Annotated in this window: 6 protein-coding genes, 1 tRNA gene and 2 pseudogenes; 6 read left to right on the top strand and 3 right to left on the bottom strand. The window is 39.2% G+C overall.

Translation table 11 applies throughout. The features are described 5' to 3' along the window. Position 1 precedes the first annotated feature (1 nt). The 5 genes and pseudogenes from FNZ60_RS04520 to ilvC all read left to right on the top strand — a co-directional run bounded on the left by FNZ60_RS04520 (position 2) and on the right by ilvC (position 10,852). A pseudogene (locus FNZ60_RS04520) lies at positions 2 to 8,026 on the top strand (hemagglutinin repeat-containing protein). Then, positions 8,023 to 8,424, top strand: coding sequence for a hypothetical protein (locus FNZ60_RS04515; protein ID WP_142416493.1), 402 nt, complete (start codon positions 8,023 to 8,025; stop codon positions 8,422 to 8,424). Before FNZ60_RS04520 ends, FNZ60_RS04515 begins: the two are co-directional and overlap by 4 nt. A 161-nt stretch (positions 8,425 to 8,585) precedes the next feature. Further along, the gene (locus FNZ60_RS04510) at positions 8,586 to 8,993 is read left to right on the top strand and encodes a hypothetical protein (protein WP_142416492.1); all 408 of its coding nucleotides are present in this window, start codon (positions 8,586 to 8,588) and stop codon (positions 8,991 to 8,993) included. A gap of 2 nt (positions 8,994 to 8,995) precedes the next feature. Beyond that, positions 8,996 to 9,154: pseudogene (locus FNZ60_RS04505) on the top strand (hemagglutinin repeat-containing protein); the annotation flags it as partial. Positions 9,155 to 9,832: 678 nt separating this feature from the next. Continuing rightward, positions 9,833 to 10,852, top strand: a complete 1,020-nt coding sequence (gene ilvC, locus FNZ60_RS04500; protein WP_142416490.1) for a ketol-acid reductoisomerase — start codon at positions 9,833 to 9,835, stop codon at positions 10,850 to 10,852. Positions 10,853 to 10,980: 128 nt separating this feature from the next. Here ilvC and FNZ60_RS04495 read toward each other — a convergent pair whose 3' ends face one another. The 3 genes from FNZ60_RS04495 to FNZ60_RS04485 form a co-directional block, all read right to left on the bottom strand. After that, positions 10,981 to 12,372 (bottom strand): amino acid permease, encoded by a 1,392-nt coding sequence (locus tag FNZ60_RS04495; RefSeq protein WP_142416489.1) that lies wholly within the window; start codon positions 12,370 to 12,372, stop codon positions 10,981 to 10,983. Between the two features lie 775 nt (positions 12,373 to 13,147). Further along, positions 13,148 to 14,548 carry an amino acid permease gene (locus tag FNZ60_RS04490; protein WP_142416488.1) on the bottom strand — a complete coding sequence of 467 codons (1,401 nt, stop codon included), beginning with the start codon at positions 14,546 to 14,548 and terminating at the stop codon, positions 13,148 to 13,150. Between the two features lie 955 nt (positions 14,549 to 15,503). Next, complete coding sequence (locus FNZ60_RS04485) at positions 15,504 to 17,087, bottom strand: TerC family protein (RefSeq protein ID WP_142416487.1); 1,584 nt, start codon at positions 17,085 to 17,087, stop codon at positions 15,504 to 15,506. A 434-nt stretch (positions 17,088 to 17,521) separates the two neighbouring features. On the opposite strand from FNZ60_RS04485, the gene FNZ60_RS04475 reads away from it, so the two are divergent. Continuing rightward, a tRNA-Lys gene (locus tag FNZ60_RS04475) sits at positions 17,522 to 17,597 on the top strand. Positions 17,598 to 18,398: the final 801 nt, after the last annotated feature.

Here is an 18,398-nt window from a genome sequence, read left to right as displayed (position 1 = left end):
GATGAGAGATGAGAAGAGAGAACAAAGAGCAGCTTTATTCGGTGTTTTAGTTTCTAGTACGATGCTCAAAAAGGTTTTATTTGGAGGACTTAGTTTTTCTTGTTTATTAGCACCTTCAGCTTTACAGGCGCAAATTTCTATTGATTCTCATGCTAATGCCGCTCATCGTCCAGATATTGTGGCAGCGCCCAATGGGGTTCCTTCTATTGATATTGTTATCCACAACAGTTCTGGTTTATCGCACAATAAATATTATGATTTTAATATTGGTCATTCCGGGGTTATTTGGAACAATCACGCGAGTGAAGTAGGGCAATCGCAATTAGGGGGCATTCTGCCGGGTAACCCGCATTTGCGTGTTACCGGTTCAGCGAAAGTGATTTTAAATGAAGTCACCAGTGGTAAGCGCAGTGCCTTGAATGGTCCAGGAGAGGTTTTTGGGCGCCCCGCAGATGTGATTATAGCCAACCCTAATGGGATAACTTGTGATGGTTATGGATTTATCAATACCCCCCATGCGACTTTAACCACTGGTGTTCCAGAAATTGATGTCTCTGGTTTTCTGAAAGGTTTTGCGGTCAGAGGTGGGGATATCTCTTTTGGTCCACACGGAGCAAACTTTTTTTCAGGCCGAGGGGCTGTTGATATTGTTGATATTGTTTCACGCACAGTGCATTTTGAAGGACCTGTTGCGGGGAAGGAAATTGGGGTTTTCGCTGGAACAGGCCGTTATGATTATGCTTCACGGGAAATGAAGGAGCTAACCGATATTACTGGTAAACCGGAATATGCCATAGATGGCTCTGCTTTGGGGGCTCTCCAGGCAGACCAGATTAAACTTGTGGCGACAGAAAAAGGTGTTGGTGTTCGCATGCGCCATGATATGGCGGCTAATGCCGGTCAGTTACATCTTTCTGCGGATGGAAAAATTTCACTGAAGAATGTTTTTGGTCATGGGGGTGTGGTTCTTAAATCAAAAAGCAAGAGTGTCTTGGCAGAGCACATCACTTCGAAAAAGCATGTTGATATTGCCGCCCATAAGGATGTGACGTTAGAAACAGGTGGGGCTGAGGGACATTTTACAGCAGAGGCAGAGGAAGGGCTTTTGACCATTGCAGGGCAAGCAACCTCTGGGGGCAATATGAAGTTGTCTGCGCACCATGCTATCAAAGTCTCTGGGCTAGGGGCTGGGGTCGATATGGCGTTTGAAACGGATGGTGATTTGAGCATTGGGGGCACTGTTTTAGCTGGGGGCACTTTAAAGGCGCATGCTGGTGGGGATATACAAGGGCACTTTTTAGTCGGTGGGGTTAATATGGCCGCAACCCAAGCTTCTGGGAGCCTTGTTTTGAGTGACCAAGGGGGTGTTGATCTCCAAAGTGTAAGGGGGGGGTATTGCAGTAGAAAACATTTATGGCGCAGGGGATATTACTTTAGGCTCTCATAAGGGGATATTTGTTTCTCAATCCCTTCTCTCACATCACGATGTGGCTCTTCATACGCAATCTGATGCTGCGGTTCATTTTAATCAATTGATTGCCTATGGCAAGGCTGATATCCGTGGTGGAGCGGTTGACTTTTCTTCGTTGATGATAGGGGGAGATGCAACTTTAACGGTTGGGAATTTGGATGCAGGCACCTTGATGACCGGTGTTGATTTTTCACTGAGTGGCTCAGACAATATTGTTTTGCATAAGCAAGGCTCTCTTTTTATCACAGCGGACAAAGGTATTAAGGTTGGGCAGATTGCCAGTGGGGGTAATATTGAACTTTTTGCTAGCAACGATATTTATTATGATCAGATCATAGGGTACAGCACAGCGACATTAACATCGCTGTTAGGGGGATTAGTGTTGAGAATGTACTGTCTGTCATGGGGGATGTGCGATTGAAAGCAACAACACTGGATTTAAGCAATAATCGGTCTCATATTTACACACCTCAAACGCTGTATTTAATAGCAGATCATATTGATGTCTCGGGGAGTGAGTTGACGTATGGTGGTTTAGATTTTAACAGCACAAACGCCCTTGATATTCACCATGCGCGGCTACAAGCCATTACCGATGAAGGGGGGACGGGAGATATTCTGTTTACGGCTCCAGGGGTTATGGTTGATGAGGCAACATCGGTTTTAGCGGCAAAAGATTTCACCATCAAAACAGGGGAGCTTAAGAATAGCGGTCAATTGGCAGCGGGGCAGAATTTAGCCTTTCGCGTGACAGGGGATGTGACCAACAACAAAACGGGGCTAATCTATGTGGGGGGCAATGGGGCTTTACAAGTTGATGGGGCTTTGTTGAATGATTTTGGTGCTATGATGGCAGAAGGTGATTTATCTTTCACCAATGCAGCTGGCACAGGAAAGAGCCTTTCTCTTGTCAATAAAGCAGGCTTGATTCAGGCGGGTGGAAACTTATTGATCCAAACAAAAATGTTGAAAAACGAAGCCGATAGCACGCCGGTCATCACGGAAAAAACGGAAAATAGCGATATTTCATTCCAAAGACCAGAAGGGGCTGATAGGCTCAGTGATGGAATGTTATATCAGGCTGGACCCAATCTTTGGGGCAAGGGGCATGAATATCAATACGATAATGGGCTTTGGAAAGGACACTTAGAACTTTATTTAGATAATCCACTTTGGAATAGCAAAGAAGGGACTTATGGTACAGCAACTTTGAAAGATGGAACAATCTATAAGGCTTTTACTTGGAAACATAATGAGACAAGAGAAAACATAAAACAGTATCGATGGAATGGTTCTCGGCGGAAAGGAGGATTTTTCGGGAGACCAAACAACAACTGGTCGCATATGACAGAAAAAGTTGTCACGCAGAGTTTTTCGCATAAGCCTGCGGTTCAGGGGATGATTCAATCACACGGTAATCTTATCATTAATGCTGAGAATATTGAGAATAACTATAGCATTATAAAAGCGGGCGGCAATGCGGATATCCAAGCCAAAACGCTGACTAATTTGGGGGCGACAGCTTATAAAAATACCTATCTCGGCTGTCAGGCTCATACGGATGCTTATTGTTATGCTTATAACGCTGATGGCAGCCGCAATACGAGTCTCGACATAGCCAATGGCCAGAATCGCCAAACTGGCTCAGAAGTTCTCGATACGGTTTCTGGTCTTGTTCAGGCAGCAGGTACGTTGAATTTGGTGGTCGATAAACTCAACAACACGGCTGTTGAAGGGTCCATTACGGGGGAGGCACATTTTGAGGCGAAGGCGGTTTCGGGCAATCCGCTAGAGGCATTGAACGGTTTGACCGCAGGAGGAGCGCTCTTTACACCCAAAGTGGACATCAATGGGTCGGGGGAATTGTCTGCGGGGCTGCCTTTGCCAAAACCCCAATCAGGGGGTGTTGGGGGGACATTGCCGCAACAGAATTTCATTTATGAAACCAGGGCAGATTTCCTTGATGTTGGTAAGTTTTATGGATCGGCTTATTTTTTAAATAGAATTGGGTATAAGCCAGATCGGGAGATTTTTTTCTTAGGGGATGCTTATTTTGAAAAGCAGCTGATTGAAAAACAAATGCGTGATCTTGTGGGGCAAGGTTTAGGCAAAGGCTCGTTTATTCCAGGAAGCGATGCCATTGAACAAGTCAAGAGCCTGCTGGATAAAGGGGCAGACTATGCCAAAGCCCACAATCTTGCCTTTGGTGAGCCTTTAAGTGAAGAACAATTGGCAAACCTAGAAGCACCGATGGTCATTTATGTTCGTCAACAAGTAAAGGGCATGGAGGTCTATGCACCGGTGCTTTACATTCCAGAAAAGGATAGAGCTTCTTTTGTTTCTGCTGGTGCTTTGATCATGGGTGAAGATGTCAATATAACCAGCAAAGATCTGGTCAATTCAGGGCGGATCAGTGCGACCCACAATTTATCTGTAAAGGGTGAGAATATTTGGGGGCAAGGGGGGCATTTTTCCGCCGGAAATGATGCTGTTTTGCTTGCACAGAACACTATTCGTTTGGAGGCAGGGCGCACAATGGTTGATGGTGTGGAGACAGTGTTAAACACCAATGCCTTGTCTGCTGGGGGCAATGGGGCCGTGATAGCCAAACAAGATATCACAACCTCAGGGGTAAAGGTTACCACAGGGGGTGATCTTGCCATGTCGACAGAACAAGGAAACTTGACCATAGGGTCGGCAGCCACGCATCATGATGATGCACAGGGGGATGTGACAATGCATCATCAATCAGAAATCCATTCAGGCGGCTCAACAACACTTTCCTCTGGAAAAGATCTGAATATTGTAGGCTCTGAAGTTCAAGCTCATGATGATTTGCACTTACAAGCAAAAGAAAATGTGTCGATTGATGCTACGCGCAACAGTGCGAATCAACATCGGAGAGATCAAAACTCCCATATTGCGGTGCACAATGGCTCTCATTTAAGTTCTGGAAAAGAGACCACGGTTATATCCGGAAAAGATATCCATGTTTCTGCGTCCAGTATAAATGCGAAAGGCAATGTGGATTTTGGTGCTCAAGGGGATATCACAATAGGGGTGAGAAAAGATGAAAGGGACATACACTTTCACAATAAAAACACCAAAGTTGATAGTTCACTGTCCGTTGCGGTTGACTCTTCGATCAATGCTGGCGGGGATATTACCGCTGTAGCAGGGCAGGATGGCAAAGCGCATGATCTCACCATCACGGGCAGTTCCGTTACGGCTGATGGCAAAGTGGGGCTGAAAGCCAGCCAAGATGTTCTGATCAACAATGCGGAAAATAGTCTCAATTATGAGATGTCGTACCATAAAAAGGGTGGCGTGTTCAGCAGCAGCAAATCTGGGCATAGCAAGATTGATGCGACCCAAGTGGTAGGTTCACTCGTATCGGGAGGCAATGGTGTTGCCATTGACTCAGGACGCAACACGGAAATTGACGCTTCGACGCTTACAGCCGGCAAGACAGAGGAAACGCGAGATCAGAAACAAGCGGATATTACGATTCACGCTGGGGAAAATATGATCATCAAAGGCGTACAAGAAAACTATGATCAACAAGCACAATCGTCGAAAAGTGGACTTTTCAGCAGTAAATCTTCCAATACATCTGAATCCCATACCACAACGGTTTCCTCTGTCTTTGGGGCAACGGGCAATATTGATTTGAATGCCGAAAAAGACGCCACGATTACGGCTTCTCATATGATTGCCAATGAAGACATCCATGTGAGCGGAAAAAATGTGACGATTGATGGCATGACAGACCATCATAAGAGCCATTCAGAAACCCATAAAACGGGTTTTGGTGTGGGGTCAGGCAAAGGCTTTGCTTCAATCTATGGCAGTGAGTCAAAGACAAAGAATGAGGAAAGTTTTGAACATCAAGGCTCTTCACTCAATGGGAAAAATATCGCCATTACCGCCAAAAAAGAAGATGTGGATATCGTGGGCTCTGACTTTAGCGCACAGGAAAATATTAATGTTGCAGCAGCCCATGATATTAATGTGTTACCGGGGCAGAATAGCCATAGTGCAAACTCAAAAGAAGAGCGCTCAGGCTTTGGCATTCAGTTTGGCAAAAACCGCACCGGTGTTTCTGTAGGACTTGGTGTTGTGGGTGCTAAGGACAAAGGTGATCAATGGGAAAAGACCAATACAGCGTCCAATTTCCACGCCGGCAATGATGCGAATTTTAAAGCCGGCAATGATGCAAATTTACAAGCGACAAATGTTTCGGCAGAGCATGATGTGAATATTGATGCAGGCAATAACGTGAGGCTTTCAGCAGTGCATGATGTTGCTAAGAGCAACGAAAAACATGAAAAGTTTTTTGCTGGTGTGACAGGATCTGTCAATGTAGGGATATTAGGTGATATACAAGATGTGAAGGATGCAGGCACACGCTTTGGTCATGGGGATACAAAACACAAAATCGGCAATGGTTTAATTGGTGGCTTGAAAGGCTATGGTCTCTATAATAAAGGCAAGGGTCTTTACAGTGGGATAAAAGGTGGAGCAACCCCAAAAGACATTCGCAATGCTCTTGATGTCTCAGCCAGCATTACGGCAGGCTTTCAATCAAATAAGGCAGAGGCATCGTATCAAACGTCCAATGCGCTCACAAATAACATACAAGGGGGGCATGCTATTAACATAAACGCTGACAAAGGCAACATCTATGGTGAAGGGGTTGATATTATTGCAGGCACAAACCCTCTGATCAATGATGAACAGAGCGGCAATATTAATCTAACAGCGGGGCAAGATATCACGCTTGAAAGTGCACAAAACACGCAAAGCACACAAAACAAAAATGAAAGTGCTTCCATGAATGTTGGCTACACTCATGGCACCAGTGGTCATGGCTGGATGGGCAATGCTTCCTTTGGGAAAGGCAAGGGCTCTAGTGAACAGGTTGTGCACAAGAACAGCCATGTTGTGGGCACAGGCACGGTTCATACCAACAGTGGAGGAGATACCACACTGAATGGGGCCGTCCTTTCTGGAAACCATGTAGAGATGGGTGTTGGGGGTGATTTAACCATTACCAGCCAGAGTGACACGATGCAAAGCTCCAGCAAGCAGGATTCCTTTTCTGTTGGCTATAATGGTGGAAAAAAGGATGATAAAGCTTCAACCAATATTGCCTTGAATAAGGATAAATCCTCTAGCAATTATCACAGTGTTGGGGAACAATCAGGCATTAAAGCGGGGGCGGGCGGTTATGATATCACTGTTGAAAATAAAACAACACTGACCGGAGGCATTATTAACAGCAGCGCACCGGCAGACAAAAATAGTCTGACAACAGGCACCATTACAACCAGTGATATTATCAACGGTGCTGAAGCTCAAGCCAGCAGCAAAGGCTATAGCATTTCAACGGGGGGGCCGATGTATCAAGGCAAATATGGCGTTGCAAAAAACATTGCCAAAAATGTCTTAGATCATTCCAAAGCCAAGGATTCTGAGGACGGCTATACCAAATCGGCCATCAGCAATGGCACCATTGTGCTTACCGATGAAGCAGGGCAGAAAGCACTGACAGGGCAAAATGGCGAACAAGCCATTGCTTCCCTTAATCGCGATACCGTTAACGCTCATAAGGGTGTCCAACAGCTCGATGTTGCCAAGCTGGAACAACTCGTTCATGAAAACCGTGAAATGGCCACGCAATTGCTGGAGGAAGGGTTTAAATACAGTGATAATTCTTACAAAACCATGTTTCTTAAAGAACACCCTCTCGCTGTGGTGGATCGTGATGAAAATGGCAATATAATTTATCTAAAAGATGAAAATGGACAGTATATCAAAGACGGTCGTGGACAAAATATTCCTGAGTTTCATTATTTAACGGAGGAAGAAAAGCAAAATTTACAGGAAGGCGCTGATGGCAAGGTACATGTGTCCTTTAACGGCATCTTTACCCCACCCTATGAAGCTGCTGTTTATGCAGAACAACATGCGAAGGATAAAAATGCACCGCTTTATTTTGTTGTATTTCCCCAAGCCGATTCTGCCATTTCAGAGCTTCTGGTGGCAGGCTATCAGAAGTTTTTTGAAAATAACTTTTGGGGTCTGACCAATTCAACACAAGAAGCAAAAAATCTGATGTCTCGCTATGGGAACACAGGATTACATTTTGATGCCCATAGTCGTGGCAGTTTGACAAATTCTAACATGATGAATTCTTTCAAACAAGAAGGAGTGCATGGGATAGCCAATAATACGACGATCAATTTCTATGGACCAGCGGCGAATGTTTTGGCTGCAGAAGGTCTCTTAAGGTATTTGAGTGATGAAAAACAAACCACTATTGGCTTTGATGGGCATAGATTTGACTTTGTCAACAGAGTGATTGGCGGCAATGACTATACTTACGAGACAATACCTGCTGGCAGTAACTGGTGGAAAGAAGCATGGAGAATGTTCACAGATCCCGTCAGTGTCCATACATGTCTTGGAAATGCGGGTCCAAAATGCCAAAAGCAGTATGGCACATCTCATTTAGAACAATTTCCTTTAAGTAAATCATGGAGTAAAAAATGAAACAAACTTTAAAGCTATTAAGCACTATAATTTTATTGATCATAACTGGATGTCAATTTAACAAGCCTCCTCCAGGAGAGGTGGCTACGTGGGAGAAGTCAGGAGCAGGTTTTACAGAGGTAGGAAAAGCCTTGTTAGAATGTGGCATGCCAAGCCTTATTGATGCCGATCCAGAAAACAGAAAACTCAGTTACAATGCATGGGCAACTATTGATGCCTGTATGGTTCAAGCAGGTTTTCGTGGTAAAGTGGGAGGGGGGACTTGGTGTGAAAATCATAAAGCTGAAAACTTGCCGATTTGTCGTCCAGGTGCTGTCATCCCACAGCGCAGTGTTAAGAGGCGTTTAAACAGCCCGTTTTGTAAAAAACATCCAGAACAATATGAATGCTATCCTTAAGTTTTGCTGTTGATGGAAACAATCCCCACTTTCATGTATTCCCATGCTTGTGCGGGATTGTTACCTCAAGTAACTATTACAATTTAGTCCTACACGTTGGGCAGAAGATCAACAGGCGTAGGCATTTTTATAGTAACTAAATCCATTAAAAGAGGGGAAAAATGAAACATATCTTAAAATTATTGAGCTGCAGTGTTCTGCTTATTATGGTGGGATGTAATATTTTCGATGAACAATTGGCTTTGGATATGTGGGCAAAGCCAGGGGCAGATCAACTTGAGGTCAAAAAAGCCCTGTTAGAATGTGGTATGCCAAGCCCTTACAATGATAGTATGGACTCAGAAGGCTTAAGCATGAATGCAAATGCTGCGGTTCGTATGTGTCTTGTGAAGTCAGGATTTTATCATAAACTTTTTAATGTTGGATTGAGAGACCGGTGTCATAATTATAATGCTGAAGATCTTCCTATCTGTGTTCCTGGTGCTGTTATCCCAAAGCGCAGTGTCGAGAGACGTTTAAAGAGCGCTTATTGTCAAAAATATAAAAATAAACCAGAATGCCAACCCTAACAACGCAAAGCACACAAAACAACAATGAAAGTACTTCCATGAGTGTTGGCTATGGTTATGGCACGGGGGCAGGGGCAACAGGCAGTGTTGCTTTTAGTCAAGGAGAAGGCTCTAGTGATGAAGTTCAGCACAAGAACAGCCATGTTATAGGCACCGGTACGTAAGACGATTCATAAAAAGCATTTTGAATCCTTTCTTAATAGTTTTTTATTCACACGCCAATCTCGCTTACAACGTGCAAGCGAATGGTTTTGATTGATTCAACATGAGAGAGATTTGAAATGAGAGAATCTTACGGTACTCAAGGTTTTATTTCAAGTTGAATCATGATGATGATTATTATCAAAACAATGCACTGTCTAAATAATACAAGGGTGTTCTCTTCATAATTTTATAGATATTGTTCTATATGCTTTTGAAGTTTGTGCTATAACAATCCCTGTTGTTTCGTAATTGTTCTTGCTATCCGTATTGATTTGGTTCATGTTAAGATTTGTATGTTGTATCTTAATTTTTAGGCTATAACATTTTGTTTTGTGACAGAAGAATAGAATCTTAGCAGATATATTTTTTTTAGAAATATTGTTTTATGTCATTATTGTTTTTGTAAAATAGCGGTTGAATTTTATTTATTGGGGATCCGTATATGTTTTGGGAATGTTTGGGGATTACGGTTTTTTCTATGCAATATGTAAACTTTAAAGACTATTCAATTGCTGTGTTCTTATAAGCAGCATTTTTGTCTTTATGGGTGTGTGATGCACTAAAGATAATGTTTCTTATTTAATAAAAAAATAATTTTAAATTCAGTTAAAATAGAAAAAGAAGGAAGTGTTTTTATGCGTGTTTATTATGATCGTGATGCGGATGTTAATCTTATTAAAGGGAAAAAAGTAGCCATTGTTGGTTATGGTTCTCAAGGACGTGCGCACGCTTTAAATTTGAAGGATTCCGGTGTCCAGAATGTTCAAATAGCTTTACGTTTAGGATCGGAAACAGTTAAAAAGGCTATGGCTGATGGTTTTGAAGTGGTGAGTGTTACTGAAGCAGCAAAATGGGCAGATCTCATTATGATGGCAACACCAGATGAGTTGCAAGCTGATATTTATAAAGAGCATATTCATGATCATTTACGTGATGGGGCAGCGATTGCTTTTGCGCATGGTTTGAGCATTCATTTTGGCTTGATTGAGCCTAAAAAAACTATTGATATTGTGATGATTGCTCCTAAAGGTCCAGGGCATACAGTGCGTCATGAATACCAGCGGGGGGGTGGTGTTCCTTGCTTAATAGCAGTGGCGCAAGATGCTTCAGGGCATGCTCATAATGTAGCTTTATCGTATGCATGTGGACTTGGTGGTGGACGTGCTGGAGTGATTGAAACAACATTTAAAGAAGAGTGCGAAACAGATCTTTTTGGTGAACAAGCGGTTTTATGTGGTGGTCTTGTTGAATTGATCCGAGCAGGTTATGAAACACTAACACAAGCGGGTTATGCACCGGAAATGGCTTATTTTGAGTGTTTACATGAAGTTAAATTAATTGTTGATCTCATGTATGAAGGGGGAATTGCAAATATGAATTATTCGATTTCTAATACAGCTGAATGGGGTGAATATATGTCTGGTCCACGGGTGATTACGGATGAAACCAGAGCAGAAATGAAACGTATACTGAAAGATATCCAAACGGGTAAATTTACATCGAATTGGATTCAGGAATATAAAGCTGGTGCGGCTCATTTTAAAAGTATGCGGCGTTTAAATGATAATCATCCTATTGAAGAAGTTGGTAAAAAACTTCGTTCTATGATGCCTTGGATAAAATCTAACGCTTTGGTTGATAAAGAACGTAATTGAAGCCCCTACAGAGATATTTTGTCAAATTTATAATTTTATAGATAAATATTTAAAAAGGGTAACTCAAGTTACCCTTTTTTATATGCTTTTTTGCAATGTAAGCTTTATTTTTTAGGAGAGGCTATTTTTCAAGTCTTTGCATAATTTTTTCTTCCAAAAAGAAAATATACAATGCCTAAAAATATAAACCATGCTGGAATGTATTTTAAAGCTATGGCAGTATCCGTCTCTAATGACAATAAATAAATAATAAATGCAAAGAAAACGAGAAGCGCCCAACACATAACAACACCTCCTGGCATTTTATAAGGAGAGACAGCATGCTGGAGAGGACGATTGCGACGATAGACGATATAGCTGATCAAAATGATAGACCATACAAATATAAACAACGTTGCAGCAATTGTCGTAACAATCGTAAAGGCCTCTATGAGGGTTTGAGATAACGATACAGCTGCATAGCCTAATAAGATGCATAAACATGAAAAGAATAGTGCGTTGGCTGGAACGTGATTACGAGAAAGTTTTCCTAGAAATTTAGGAGCTCCTTTTTGTGTTGCTAGTCCATATACCATACGGCTGGTAGAAAAAATTCCACTATTTGCTGAAGAGGCGGCTGCTGTGAGGACAACAAAGTTCATTAAACCAGCTGCAGTTGGAATACCGATAAGTGCATACATTGTTACAAAAGGACTTTTTTCTGGACTTATTTGATTCCAAGGTGTTACAGACATAATAACAAGAATAGAGAAAATATAAAAGAATACAATACGGACAGGTATTGAATTGACAGCTTGTGGTAAGGCTTTGTTAGGCTCTTTTACTTCAGCTGCAGCTGTTCCTGCCAGTTCAATGCCAACAAAAGCAAAAATAACAATTTGAAATCCAGCAAAAAATCCCGAAATCCCTCGTGGGAAAATATTTCCATCGTTCCATATATTGCTGAGGGAAGCAACTGTACCGTTTGGAGAGATAAAACCAGTAAAGATCATATAAAACCCTACAACAATTAAGACTAAAATGGCTGCGATTTTGATAAAACCAAACCAAAACTCAAGTTCACCAAAAAGTTTTACGGCAACGAGATTAAGAATTAAAAAGGACATAAGTCCAACAATAACAGGAATCCACGGATTGAGTTCAGGCCACCAAAAGTGTGCATAAGTGACAATAGCAATAATTTCAGCAGTTCCAGTGACAATCCAACATAACCAATATGTCCAACCGATAAAGAATCCGGCAGATGGGCCTAGAAGATCGGTTGAGAAGTCAATAAAAGATCGGTATTGTGTATTAGAAAGCAATAGTTCTCCCATAGCACGCATGACAAAGTATAGAGCACAACCAATAATCGCATATACGAGTAGAATTGAGGGGCCTGCCACGCTAATTGTTTTTCCTGATCCCATAAAGAGACCTGTTCCAATCGCTCCACCAAGAGCTATAAGCTGTATGTGGCGGTTATGTAGTCCACGTTGCAATTTCTTCTTAGGTTTTTTTTCTAAATTTTGTTTGTTCATTTTTGGGAAATTCCCCTTAGTTATTTTAAGATAAAAATTACCTTATAAAGGTAATCCCTGCTATCGGAACATGATATGGCTGTGGAGTAAAGGAATTTTTTTCTATGATCCTATATTAATAAAGAAAAAAATTGTTGATTAATGCGTTAATTATTTTTATATATAAAATATAAAATATGTTATACCTATTTATGATAAACAACTACTCTTATTTTTATATTTTATATTTAAATATATTGTTTAATATAAAAGTATAATAAAGTAAAAAATAATAATTAAATTTACGCACAATAAAAAGTATTTTCATAAATTTTTTATTGTAGGGGGTAGGGTATATTTTGTTGAGAGCTGTATTCTTAAGTTTAAGAGAAATGTGAATATAAATTTTGTTTTTTTGCTTTTTAGATAAAAGCTAAATGTTTTATTCATCAATGATGTAAGTGAAGTTTATAAAAAACTCTTTATAGAATAGTTCGTATTTTATTTTATTATGCCGTAAAAACAGCATTATTTAATAATATATTGATCAGGCATATAAATTTTATACATGAGGTACTTTTAGAATATATGGTGAGTATTCAGGGTAGGGCTTGTCCATAAAGTTTTTTATGTCGCTGGACTATATAAGTGGTTAGAAGAAACACTCCTTAATAAGCCGGCTTATTTGCAAATGAGCTTTGGTCGGAATTCTCATCCTTTTAGATGTGGGAAGGAGACCAAGAAGAAAAGGGGTACCTTTAGTACCCTTTTTTGAGATATTTTTTATCTATGTGCTTTATTTATTATCTTGAGATGTGTTTTTTCTTACGAACATAAAATACGTTACACCTAAGAAAATAAACCAAACTATACCACACTCTAAGGCTGTTAGAGTATCAGGTTCTAATGTTAACAAATAAAGTATGAAAGCAAAGAAAACTAAAATCAGCCCACACATAACAACACCCCCTGGCATTTTATAGACGGATTCAGCATGCAGATGAGGATGATTGCGACGATAGACAATATAGCTAATCAAAATGACAGACCATACGAATAAAAATGCAATAGCTGAAATGCTGGTCACAATTGTAAAAGCACTTATGAGGCTTGGAGAGAGTGAGGCAACTGTATATACTACTAAAATACATAAGCAGGAAAAAAGTAGAGCATTAGCTGGAACATGGTATTTGGAAAGTTTTCCTAAAACTTGAGGTGCACCTTTTTGTGTTGCAAGTCCATATATCATACGGCTGGTAGAAAAAATACCACTGTTTGCTGAAGACGCAGCAGAGGTGAGAACGACAAAATTTACCAAACCAGCCGCAATCGGAATGCCTGCAAGCAAAAACATCGAAACAAAAGGACTTTTATCTGGAACAATTTGATTCCAAGGTGTGACAGACATAATGACAGCGAGAGAAAAGATGTAAAAAAGTACAATACGCACTGGTATTGCATTAATTGCTCTGGGAAGAACTTTTTTAGGCTCTTTGACTTCAGCAGCCGTTGTTCCAGCAATTTCTATACCAACAAAAGAAAAAATGGCAATTTGAAATCCAGCAAAAAAGCCTGTGATTCCTCGCGGGAAGATATCTCCATCATTCCATACGTGATTGAGAGAAGCAACCGTACCATTGGGAGAAATAAAGCCTGTTGTGATCATATAAAATCCAACAACGATTAAGGCTATAATTGCGACGACTTTAATAAGACCAAACCAGAATTCAAGTTCACCAAAAAATTTTACGGCAAGCAGGTTAAAGATTAAAAAGATACCAATACAAGCAAAAACGATAAACCATGGATTGAGGGTTGGCCACCAAAAGTGCATATAAGTAATGATGGCAATAATATCAGCTGCGCCAGTTACAACCCAGCTCAACCAATAGCTCCAGCCAACAAAGAAAGCGATTCCTGGTCCTAGCATATCGGTTGAAAAATCAATGAGAGATCGGTATTTTGAATTAGAAAGCAATAATTCTCCCATCGCACGCATGACAAAGTATAGGGCAAAACCAATAATCGCATAAACGAGTATAATGGAAGGGCCTGCTACACTAATTGTTTTTCCAGATCCCATGAAGAGACCTGTTCCAATAGCACCACCAACGGCTATCAGTTGTACGTGACGGTTGTGTAGTCCACGTTGCAGCTTATCCTGAGATTTATCTTTTAAATTTTGTTTAGAGCTCATTTTTTTGGGTTCCCTTTAATTATTTTGACATTAAATTACACTAAAAAAGGCGTTATTTTGTATCGAAGCATGATATAAATAAGGTGTAAAGGAAAAAAACGTTTTTCATGGTTTCGTGTGGATAAAGATAAAAAATATAGTTTTAGAAAAGAGAATGTTTTCTCCTTAAATAACATAACAGATATTTGAATATGGAGTTTTATTGTTATTTTGATAACAAATAAATGGCTAAAAAAAGACATCGTATTATAAGAGTTCTTTAAAAATTATCAGAAAAATTTGATGATTTTCTAAATCTTATTTGTTTTTGTATAATTAGGAAGGAATTTAATTTTTTTCTCAAGGAGAATTAGAAAGTTGTACTCTTGGTTTAAAGATAATAGCTTATTAGCAAAATCAAATGATTTCTAAAATCATTTTTTTAATTTTACGATGTTATCATAAGTGAAAAGGAGTTTTTTTGTGTTTTACAAAGACAAAGAAGAATACCATAGTTTTTCTTCTAAAGTAGTTAATTTAGATATTGAAAAATTTTGTCAGATGTTGTGATAAATTCATAAAAGATAGTGTCTGGTTTAAAGATGTACTCATCAGTGGGTGCAAGTCACAGGGGTGGAAATCTGAGCATTGTTATAGATGGCAATTCGGTATTTGCAAACAAACGTTTTAATGTGAAGGTCATAGCTTAATAAACAGTAATAAATAATTGTTATAAATTAATATGTTGTCTATATTCACCATTTTTTGAGAGTAATGATCCTTTACAAATAATTTTGCGCTATTTTTTCTTTTAATATTCTTTACGCATCATCAATAAAAACTTTTTTGTACTGAACGTTCGTTGATAATTTAACTTTTGTATATCTCTTATTGCGTGCTTAAAAAATATAAAAGTAATGAAATGTAATTAAGCTATCAACTTCTTATTTTTCTCAATAAAATTCTTTTACGTATCTTATGTATCATAAGAATTAGCTTTTTCTGGTAATACAAGTGGAGAAATAAGAATTTTAGATATGTTTCGGCGTTCCATTTCGATAACTTTAAAGCGTAAACCATCTGTTTCAAAACTTTCTCCTTCATTTGGCAAATGACCAAACTGCCAAAGCATAAAGCCTGCTAGAGTTGTATAACGATCTGACTCATCAACAAGATTACGTCCAAGATAACCACTTAAACGGCGGATATCGGCATATCCCTCTACAAGAAGGCTGCCATTTTCAAGTTGTTCTGCAATCATGAGCTCTTCATCATCATCAGGAAAGTCTCCAGCAATTGCTTCAAGAATATCGGTTGGTGTTGCAATTCCTTCAAAAGATCCATGCTCATCAACAATAATTGCAAGCTGAATCGAAGAATGACGTAATTGCTCCATCAGTCGTAAAACGCTTGTATTTTCATGAACAACGAGAGGTTCTCGCATAGCTTTTTTCCAATTAATTTTTTTACCCTCTGCCAAATTTAAAAGAAGATCTTTTGTCAATGCAACGCCAACAAATTCATCCACTTTTTCACGCGCAAGAATTAAGCGGCTATGTTTAACCTTTTGTAATTCTTCACGCATTTCATTTTCATCAGCATTTAAATCTAACCACTCAATCTCATTTCGCGGAGACATGATAGAGCGAACAGGACGATCAGCTAAATCGAGAACACCACGAATCATCTCTTTTTCTTCTGGTCTAAATAATTCAGAAGCTGCGGCTTGTTCAGCAATGACATCTACAGTTTCAGCAAGATGACTATCTTTACTGCCCCCTCCTAAGAGTCTTAAAACAGCATCGGCTGTTTTACTGCGTAGATCATTCGTTGTTATCATCTTTTCACGATTACGACGTCCAATTTGATTAAAAGCTTCGATGAGAACAGAAAAACCAATAGCAGCGTACAAATACCCTTTTGGAATATGAAAACCAAATCCTTCAACAATGAGTGAAAAGCCAATCATCATCAAAAATCCAAGACAAAGGATTACAATAGTGGGATGACGATTAATAAAACGCATAAGAGTGCCAGAGCCACACATCATGACTCCCATAGCAGAAATGACTGCGATATACATAACCGCTGCCTGCTCTTTTGCAATCATACCTGTTGCGGTAATAATACTATCGAGTGAAAAAACCGCATCCAATACCACGACTTGAACAATTACTTGCCAAAAAACTGCATAAGCACTACCCGTTTTTCTTTCATGCGATACCCCTTCTAACCTTTCATGTAATTCTAACGTTCCTTTTGCTAGCAAAAAAACTCCACCACCGATTAAAATAAAGCTATGCCAACTAAATACAAAAGATGAGAGTGAAAGAATTATTGTATCGAGTCTCATAACCCATCCAATAATTGTGAGAAGGAAAAGCCGCATAATTAACGCTAAAGTAAGACCTATCAAGCGTGCACGATTACGCAAATGCAGCGGCAATTTTTCAGCTAAAATTGCAATAAAGACAAGGTTATCTATTCCTAAAACAATTTCAAGAAAAACCAACGTGATCAAACCAAACCACGCATGGGGATCAGTGATCCATTCCATCATTTCTCACCTTTTAAAAGCTTAAAAGCGCGTGATCGATAAAAAAAAACATGGGCTCTTATTCGTATATTGGATTATGAGCATTGAATGTAACAAACTTACATTCAATGCAAAAAATGGCAACATATTACTTAAACGCATATGATTATTGATAAAATAAAATGACGCTCCATCTCGCTTACAATGACAAGAAGGTTCCTCTGAATTTTGCTCGGGCATTATGCTCGATAATCCTCCAACTGTAGATTCTGTATAACAATCAGAACATTTATTTATAGAGCCTCTTATAATGGGTTTATTTTTATATAAGATCAAGTGGTGAATATCATATTTTAATCTTACAGACAATGAAGGCTATATAAAAGCAATAAAATATCTAGACATCTATCCTTAGGGGCGTTATAGAAACGCTCATTCTTATCTTTTGATAAGCCTATGGGTGATTAGCTCAGTCGGTAGAGCAGCTGACTCTTAATCAGCGGGTCGTGGGTTCGATTCCCTCATCACCCACCATTTTGTTTTAGACTATGAAGAATTTATTGAGTGCGTAAAAAACTTTTTTTAGATGAGAAAAGGCTCAATAAAATTTGGAAGTAGGAGCAAGCTGATACCACTACACATTTTGCCAGCCTCTAATGTTATCCTATAGCAGTACTTTTGGCATTTAGGACTCTTCATAAGAGTCGTTTTTAGTTCTTTCTTGTATAATTTTACACCCGTGGATTCCACATTTATGACATGCAAGCAAACGGTTTTGATTGATTCAACATCTACTTTGAAATAAGAAAATCTTATGGTATTCAGCAACTTAACTCAATATGAATAGAGCAGATTATTGATATCGTTTTTCATAAGTTTTTGTATATTTTAGCATTTTGTATTTTTAGGGAGCTTAAAGATCTTTCCAAGGGTATTTAAGATTTTTTAATACGTATTATCTCTTTTGTAAAAATTATAATGAGTAAGAAGAAGCTTCTACCAGTAATTGTATTATTTAAGAATTATAAGAAGCAACTCTTTTAGTATAAATTGACTAAAGTTTTTGAGCGCTTAGTATATTATTTAAAGATAGAAAAAACTTTAGTTTTGTTAGCAGTATGAGCATTGTCTAATAATTCTTCTGATTAAAAAGAAATTTTTCTGTAATCATTGTAAGAACTCTAATAGGCTAGATCAGGATAAAACAAATTTGTTGGCTTGAACGTAGCAGGAGTAAGATCAGCTTAATGTTCAATGGTAATACCTGCTAAACGACAGAAAATAAGCCTTAATGAGTTTTCAAGTTTGAAAATATTAAACTTATATAGTTACATC

It is taken from the genome of Bartonella massiliensis, assembly GCF_902150025.1.
GTDB classification, from domain to species: Bacteria; Pseudomonadota; Alphaproteobacteria; order Rhizobiales; family Rhizobiaceae; genus Bartonella; species Bartonella massiliensis.
The sequence above is the reverse complement of the archived record's forward strand: the minus strand, read 5'-3'. Positions and strand labels throughout refer to the sequence as shown.

Bases quoted from the DNA above. Each gene is read 5' to 3' on its own strand.
- FNZ60_RS04515 (WP_142416493.1), top strand. From the start codon at position 8,023: ATGAAACAAACTTTAAAGCTATTAAGCACTATAATTTTATTGATCATA.
- FNZ60_RS04510 (WP_142416492.1), top strand. From the start codon at position 8,586: ATGAAACATATCTTAAAATTATTGAGCTGCAGTGTTCTGCTTATTATG.
- ilvC (WP_142416490.1), top strand. From the start codon at position 9,833: ATGCGTGTTTATTATGATCGTGATGCGGATGTTAATCTTATTAAAGGG.
- FNZ60_RS04495 (WP_142416489.1), bottom strand. From the start codon at position 12,372: ATGAACAAACAAAATTTAGAAAAAAAACCTAAGAAGAAATTGCAACGT.
- FNZ60_RS04490 (WP_142416488.1), bottom strand. From the start codon at position 14,548: ATGAGCTCTAAACAAAATTTAAAAGATAAATCTCAGGATAAGCTGCAA.
- FNZ60_RS04485 (WP_142416487.1), bottom strand. From the start codon at position 17,087: ATGATGGAATGGATCACTGATCCCCATGCGTGGTTTGGTTTGATCACG.